The organism is Mycobacterium sp. TH-M106, from assembly GCF_057473765.1.
Genome location: NZ_JBYCLE010000605.1, coordinates 1 through 7,205 on the forward strand (window position 1 = coordinate 1; position 7,205 = coordinate 7,205).

A 7,205-nucleotide genomic window follows, 5' to 3' on the forward strand; every position below is an offset into this window, starting at 1 on the left:
CGACGGCCACGAGCACCACCGGGTGCGGGCTCGCACCGACCTGCGCATGGTGTGCGTGTTCACCCCGCCGGTCACCGGCCGGGAGGTGCACGACGAAACCGGCGCTTACCCGCTGATCACCGAGGCAACGGCGCCATGACCACGACCGTGACCGACCGCCACGACCGCTACCCCACCCGCAGCAACGCCAGGATCGGGATCCAACCGCGCCACGACCCGGTGGTGTGGGCACCCGGCGAGTTCGGCGGCCCGCTCGACCCGCACTCGGTCGACCGCTTCGACGCCGACGGGTTCCTGGCCGTCGACGCCCTGCTGGATGCCGACCTCGTCGCAGACCTGTGCGCCGAGTTGGACAACCTGCGCACCGACCCGGGACTCACCCACGACGAACGCTCGGTGCTCGAGCCAGATAGTCGCGAGATCCGGTCCATTTTCGAGGTGCACAAGGTCAGCGCGGCGTTCGGCGCGCTGGTCGCCGATCCGCGGCTGGTCGGGCCGATCCGCCAGTTGCTCGGTTCGAACGTGTACGTGCACCAGAGCCGGGTCAACTTCAAACCCGGATTCAACGGCCAGGAGTTCTACTGGCATTCCGACTTCGAGACCTGGCACGCCGAAGACGGCATGCCCACCCCGCGCGCTATCAGCGTCTCGATCGCGCTCACCGAGAACCTGGACTGCAACGGATCGCTGATGATCATGCCCGGCTCACACAAGTGGTTCGTGTCCTGCCCGGGCGAGACTCCGCCGGAGCATTACCGCTCGTCGCTGCGACGCCAAGAGATCGGCACCCCAGACAACGCCAGCCTGGCGTGGTTGGCCAACGAGCGGGGCATCCGCCAGATCACCGGCGCCGTCGGATCGGCGGTGTTCTTCGACAGCAACTGTATGCACGGGTCCAGCAGCAACATCACGCCGTATCCCCGTTCGAACGTCTTCATCGTCTACAACAGCGTGGAGAACGCTCTGGTCGAGCCGTTCGGCGCGTCAACTCCGCGGCCGACGTTCATCGCCAGTCGCAGCTTCGATCCGGTGTAGAGCAGGTGTAGAGCGGAACGTCGCAGCCGGCAGTTGCGCGGTTCAAAGCAGTCCCAGAATCCGGTCGCCGACCGCGCTGGTCGACAGCTTCCCGTCCCCCCTGGTCGCCAGGTGCTGCTCGACGGCGTGGTCCACCCGCGCGGCGGCCGCGTCCTCACCGAGGTGGGCCAGCAGCATGCCCACAGACATGATCGCGGCCGTCGGGTCGGCGATTCCCCGCCCCGCGATGTCGGGGGCACTGCCGTGTACCGGTTCGAACATCGACGGGTTGGCCCGGGTGGCGTCGATATTGCCGCTGGCCGCCAACCCGATACCGCCGCAGACCGCTGCGGCCAGATCGGTGACGATGTCACCGAACAGGTTGTCGGTGACGATCACGTCGAATCGCCCAGGGTCGGTGACCAGGTAGATGGTTGCGGCGTCGGTGTGACAGTAGGCGACCTCGACGTCGGGATACTCGGCCGCCACCTGTTGCACGGTGCGCCACCACAGGTCGCCGGCGAAGTTGAGCACATTGGTCTTGTGCAGCAAGGTCAGGTGTTTGCGCCGCCGCTGCGCCCGGCCGAACGCGTCGTGCACCACCCGGCGCACGCCGTAGGCGGTGTTGATGCTGACCTCGGTGGCGATCTCGTGCGCGGTGCCGCCCCGGAATATGCCGCCGTTGCCGCTGTAGGGGCCCTCGGTGCCTTCCCGAACCACCACCAGGTCGATCCGTGGGTTGCCCGCAAGCGGGCCGGTCACCCCCGGATACAGCCGGGCCGGTCGCAGGTTGACGAAATGGTCCAGCGCGAACCGGGCCTTGAGCAGCAGCCCGCGCTCCAGCACCCCGGACGGCACCGATGGATCGCCGACGGCCCCGAGCAGGATGGCGTCATGGGCACGCAGCTCGTCGAGCACCGAATCGGGCAGCACCTCGCCGGTGGCGTGATAGCGCCGTGCCCCCAGGTCGTAGTGGGTCTTCTCGGTGCCCGGCAGCACCGCGTCGAGCACCTTGACCGCTTCCGCGATCACCTCCGGGCCGATGCCGTCACCAGGGATGACGGCGAGTTTCATGGCGCCGCTCCTCCTCATCGCTGCGCTCTGCATCGTCGCCGGCGAGTTTCATGGCGCCGCTCCTCCTCATCGCGTTTCACGACAGGTCGACCACCTCGAGCTTGTTGGCGCCGACGGCTTCGCTGATCGCCGCCCGCAGCTGCTCGGGCACGTCACGGTCCAACCGCAGCAGGATCGTCGCAGCCGGGCCTGCGGCGTCCTCGGACAGTTGCGCGGCGTGGATGTTGATCCCGGCGCCGCCGAGCAGCGTTCCGATCTTGCCTAGCGCACCGGGCCGGTCTGCGTAGTTGATGACCAGATTGACGCCCTCGGCGCGCAGGTCGAAGTGGCGGCCGTTGATGGCGACGATCTTCTGCACTTGCAGCGGACCGGACAGGGTGCCGGCCACGGTCACAGTGGAGCCGTCAGCGGCGACCGCCTTGATGTCGACGACGCTGCGATAGTTGGGGCTTTCGGTAGCCGTATCGATCTCGGCGGCCACCCCGCGTTCGGCGGCCAGCGCGGGAGCGTTGACGAAGGTCACCGCAGCTTCGATGACCGCCGAGAACAGGCCGCGCAGCGCCGAAAGCCGCAACACCTCTACGTCTTCGGCGGCTAGCTCGCCGCGCACCTGCACTGACAGCGACACCGGCAGCGCGTCGGACAGCGCACCCGCCAGCAACCCGAGCTTACGCACCAGATCGAGCCAGGGTGCGACTTCGTCGCTGACCACCCCGGCACCGACGTTGACCGCGTCGGGCACGAACTCGCCGGCCAGCGCCAGTTTCACGCTGGCCGCGACGTCGGTGCCGGCGCGGTCCTGGGCCTCGGCGGTGGAGGCACCCAGGTGCGGGGTGACCACCACCTGCGGCAGGTCGAACAGCGGAGACTCGGTGCACGGTTCGGTGGCGAAAACGTCCAGCCCGGCGGCGCGGACGTGGCCGTTGTTGATCGCTTCTGCCAGTGCCACCTCGTCGATCAGCCCGCCGCGCGCGGCGTTGACGATGATCACCCCGGGTTTGGTTTTGGCCAGCGCATCCTTGCCGATCAATCCGGCGGTCTCGGGAGTTTTGGGCAGATGCACCGAGATGAAATCGGCCCGGGCCAGTAGCTCGTCCAGGTTGACTAACTCGATGCCCAACTGTGCCGCACGCGCCGCCGACACGTAGGGGTCGTAGGCGATGAGGCGGGCGCCGAACGCCGTCAGTCGCTGAGCGACCAGCTGCCCGATTCGGCCCAGTCCGACCACCCCGACGGTCTTGCCGAAGATCTCCGTTCCGGAAAACGAGGACCGTTTCCACTCGTGTGAGTGCAGCGACGCGTCGGCGGGAGGAATCTGGCGGGCGGCAGCCAACATCAACGCGATCGCATGCTCGGCGGCGCTGTGGATATTCGACGTCGGGGCGTTGACCACCAGCACCCCGCGGGCGGTGGCGGCGTCGACGTCGACGTTGTCCAGCCCCACTCCGGCGCGGGCGACGATCTTCAGCTTGGTGCCGGCGGCCAGCACCTCGGCGTCGACGGTGGTGGCCGAGCGCACCAGCAGCGCATCGGCCTCGGGGACGGCCGCCAGCAGCTTCTCCCGGTCCGGGCCGTCGACCCAGCGGACTTCGACCTGGTCGCCGAGCGCAGCGACGGTGGATTGGGCGAGTTTGTCGGCGATCAACACAACGGGCAGGCTCACCCGGACAGCCTAGCCGGGCGACGATGCGCGCCGCGCAAGCGCCGGCTGTCCGCTTGCGACGGCCCAGCGGAGTTCACCTGACCGGCGGTCTCGCCGGTTCCTACCATCGACGGATGGATGTCACCGTCGTAGGCAGCGGGCCCAATGGCCTGGCAGCGGCGGTGATCTGTGCCCGTGCCGGGCTTTGTGTGCAGGTCCTCGAAGCCCAGCCGACGTTCGGCGGCGGGGCCCGTACCGGTCCCGACCTGGAGTTTTCCGGGGTGTCGCACGATCTGTGCTCGGCGGTGCATCCGCTGGGGTTGGCGTCGCCGTTTTTCGCCGGCTTCGACCTGCCCGCCCGCGGGGTGCGGCTGGCGGTGCCGGACGTCTCCTATGCCAACCCGCTGGAGCACCGGCCGGCGGCGATCGCCTACCGGGATCTGGATCGCACCTGCGCGGAGTTGGAGCACGGCTCCTCGTGGCGTCGGCTGTTGGGCCCCCTGGTCGACGGCTGCGATGCGGTAGTCGGATTCCTGCTCGGCGACAAACGGTCGGTCCCGGCCGGCCTGGCGACAGTGGCCCGCCTCGGTGTGCGGATAGCCGAACAGGGCACCCCTGCGTGGCGGCTGCTGGCCGGTGCTGACGCCCAGGCCCTGTTCACCGGCGTTGCGGCACACACGATTTCGCCGATGCCGTCGATCACCTCGGCAGCGGCGGGCATCATGCTGGCCACGCTCGGACATGCGGTGGGCTGGCCGATCCCGGTGGGCGGCAGCCAGGCGATCACCGACGCGTTGATCGCCGACCTGCGCGCGCACGGCGGGGAACTGGCCGCTGGCACCGCGGTCACCGCGCCACCCGGCGGGGTGGTGGTTTTCGACACCGCCCCCACCGCATTGCTGGACATCTACGGCGAAGCACTGCCGTCGCGGTACGCGAAGGCGTTACGCCGCTACCGGTTCGGCTCCGGTGTGGCCAAAGTCGATTTCGTGCTCGCCGGCGAAGTGCCGTGGCGCGATCCGCGGGTGGCGTCGGCACCCACCCTGCATCTGGGCGGCGACCGGGCTGCGATGGCACACGCCGAAGCCGAGGTGGCCGCCGGGCGGCACGCGTCGGCCCCGATGGTGCTGGCGGCGTTGCCACATCTGGCCGACCTGTCCCGAATCGACAGCGCGGGCCGGCGCCCGATGTGGACCTACGCGCACGTGCCGGCCGGATCGCCGCTCACCCAAACCGAGGCCGTCACCGCCACCATCGAACGGTTCGCGCCGGGTTTCCGCGACGTGGTACTCGCCACGCGCAGCGTGCCGGCGGCGCGGCTGGCCGATCACAACGCCAACTACGTCGGCGGTGACATCGCCGCGGGCGGCAACAGCGCGTGGCGGGCGCTCGCCGGACCAACACCACGGTTAAACCCTTGGACCACACCGGTTCCCGGGGTGTACCTGTGCTCGGCGGCCACGCCGCCCGGCGTCGGTGTGCACGGCATGTGCGGCTACTATGCCGCCCGGTCGGTGCTCAAGCGCGAGTTCGGGATTCGCGACCTGCCGAGCCTGGCACCCTGAGGTGGCGTCCCGCCAGCCGGCATGTCGCGGCGTCGAGCATCTTCAGACCTCCCGGAGCAAAGTCCGGCCGTTGTGCCATGAGGTCCGATCTGCCCGGCCAGCCGCCGAAGCGGTGTTCACCCAACCGCCGAGCGGATGTCGGTGTGGCTGAAATCGTCGCCGCGGTACAGCAACGGCTCTCCGGTTACCGAGGCGGCGGCGTAGCTGTAGGTGTCGCCCAAGTTGAGCCGGGCAGGGTGTCCACTGCCACGCCCGTAGTCCCGGTAGGCCTGCGCGGCGACGCGCGCATGCGCGGCACCGAAATCTTCGATCCGAACTCCATAGGCATCGAGCAACTGGTCGACCATCCGCGCGATCTCGGGACGGTAGCGCCGCTGCAGGACGGCGCACAGCTCGACGTAGGTCGGTGCCGGCATGCGTGCGTCCAGCGAGCGCTCAAGCAGATCCTTCAGGCGCTCGGCGCCCGGCTCACCGAGGACGATCGCCACGATGGCGGACGTGTCGACGATCATCGCGGCAGGCCGCCCTCGTCGTAGAGTTCGGCCTCGTTTCGGCGGATCGCCCGCTTGTCTGCGTCGGTGAGCAGGTTGTCAAGTCCGCGCAGAATCTCCGCCGCCCCCGCTCGTTTGGCCTGAATATGCTCATCCGCGGCGCCTTCGACCTCCGCAAGTCTCCGCGCAACGGCGTCTTCGACCGCACCCGTCTGGCTGGTGCCGGTACGAGCCGCCAACTGACGTACCAACTCGACCACTCGCTCGCTTTTGATATTCAGACCCACGGTAGAAGTCTACCGTTGGCTGGGTTGAATTATGTCCGTCCGCGTGAAGAACGGGCAGCCGCGGCGGGGCAGTTCTGTCACGCCGCCGACCCGGACGGATTGTTTAGGGTTGGCGCCGTAACTGGAGGACCCGCACGCTCGCGCGGAGAGATATCTCAGGCCGTCTCGGTGATCGGGCGGTCCACCCAGCTCATCAGGTCCCGCAACTTCTTGCCGGTGACCTCGATGGGATGCTCGGCGTTGGCCTTGCGCAACGCCTCCAGCTCCTTGTTGCCGCCCTCGACGTTGGCGACCAGTCGCTTGACGAAGGTGCCGTCCTGGATGTCACGCAGGATGGCACGCATACGTTCCCTGGTGCCGGCGTCGATCACCCGCGGACCCGACAGGTAGCCGCCGAATTCCGCGGTATCGGAGACGGAGTAATACATCCGCCCGATGCCGCCCTCATACATCAGGTCGACGATCAGCTTCAGTTCGTGCAGCACCTCGAAGTAGGCCAGCTCCGGCGGGTAGCCGGCTTCGACCATCACGTCGAATCCGGCCTTGACCAGTTCCTCGGTGCCGCCGCACAACACCGTCTGCTCGCCGAACAGGTCGGTTTCGGTTTCGTCTTTGAACGTGGTCTCGATGACGCCGGCGCGGGTGCCGCCGATCGCCTTGGCGTAGGACAGCGCCAGCGCCAGGCCGTCACCGCCCGGGTCTTGAGCCACCGCCACCAGGCACGGCACGCCCTTGCCGTCGACGAACTGGCGGCGCACCAAATGCCCGGGCCCCTTCGGAGCGACCATCGCCACCGTGATGTCGGCGGCTGGCTTGATCAGGCTGAAATGGATGTTGAGCCCGTGGCCGAAGAACAACGCGTCGCCGGGTTTCAGGTTGGGCTCGATGTCGCTTGCGAAGATGCCGGCCTGAGCGGTGTCGGGCGCCAGCAGCATGACCACGTCGGCCCAGGCCGCTACCTTCGCCGGCGTGTCGACCTCCAGGCCCTGCTCGTCGACCTTGGCTCGCGACTTGGAGCCCTCCTTCAGCCCGACACGCACCCGCACGCCGGAGTCGCGCAGGCTCAGCGAGTGCGCATGCCCTTGGCTGCCGTATCCGATCACCCCGACTTTGCGGCCGGCGATGATCGACA

General features: G+C 68.5%; 8 protein-coding genes. 3 read left to right on the forward strand and 5 right to left on the reverse strand.

Annotated features, from left to right (window positions below):
• Both AC2VOP_RS20555 and thpD read left to right on the forward strand, forming a co-directional pair.
• The coding region (locus AC2VOP_RS20555) for an ectoine synthase (protein ID WP_486962690.1) at positions 1–139 on the forward strand (139 nt) is incomplete at its 5' end.
• Positions 136–1,035, forward strand: coding sequence for an ectoine hydroxylase (thpD, locus tag AC2VOP_RS20560; protein WP_486962683.1), 900 nt, complete (start codon positions 136–138; stop codon positions 1,033–1,035). The genes AC2VOP_RS20555 and thpD, both read left to right, overlap by 4 nt.
• 42 nt (positions 1,036–1,077) lie before the next feature.
• On the opposite strand, the gene AC2VOP_RS20565 is transcribed toward thpD, so the two are convergent.
• Both AC2VOP_RS20565 and serA read right to left on the reverse strand, forming a co-directional pair.
• Positions 1,078–2,088: a 3-isopropylmalate dehydrogenase gene (locus AC2VOP_RS20565; RefSeq protein WP_486962684.1), complete on the reverse strand. Its 1,011-nt coding sequence runs from the start codon at positions 2,086–2,088 to the stop codon at positions 1,078–1,080.
• Positions 2,089–2,164: 76 nt separating this feature from the next.
• A complete protein-coding gene (gene serA, locus AC2VOP_RS20570) occupies positions 2,165–3,751 on the reverse strand; it encodes a phosphoglycerate dehydrogenase (RefSeq protein WP_486962685.1) in 1,587 nt (528 codons plus the stop codon).
• 113 nt (positions 3,752–3,864) lie between these two features.
• Here serA and AC2VOP_RS20575 point away from each other — a divergent pair, with 113 nt between their 5' ends.
• Positions 3,865–5,295, forward strand: coding sequence for a phytoene desaturase family protein (locus AC2VOP_RS20575; protein WP_486962686.1), 1,431 nt, complete (start codon positions 3,865–3,867; stop codon positions 5,293–5,295).
• Positions 5,296–5,411: 116 nt separating this feature from the next.
• Here AC2VOP_RS20575 and AC2VOP_RS20580 read toward each other — a convergent pair whose 3' ends face one another.
• The 3 genes from AC2VOP_RS20580 to ilvC form a co-directional block, all read right to left on the reverse strand.
• Positions 5,412–5,807, reverse strand: a complete 396-nt coding sequence (locus tag AC2VOP_RS20580) for a type II toxin-antitoxin system VapC family toxin (protein WP_486962687.1) — start codon at positions 5,805–5,807, stop codon at positions 5,412–5,414.
• Complete coding sequence (locus AC2VOP_RS20585) at positions 5,804–6,073, reverse strand: type II toxin-antitoxin system VapB family antitoxin (RefSeq protein WP_486962688.1); 270 nt, start codon at positions 6,071–6,073, stop codon at positions 5,804–5,806. The genes AC2VOP_RS20580 and AC2VOP_RS20585 overlap by 4 nt, the downstream gene beginning before the upstream one ends.
• A gap of 155 nt (positions 6,074–6,228) precedes the next feature.
• Positions 6,229–7,205 (reverse strand): ketol-acid reductoisomerase (gene ilvC / locus AC2VOP_RS20590; RefSeq protein WP_486962689.1); only part of this gene is annotated, 977 nt, incomplete at its 5' end.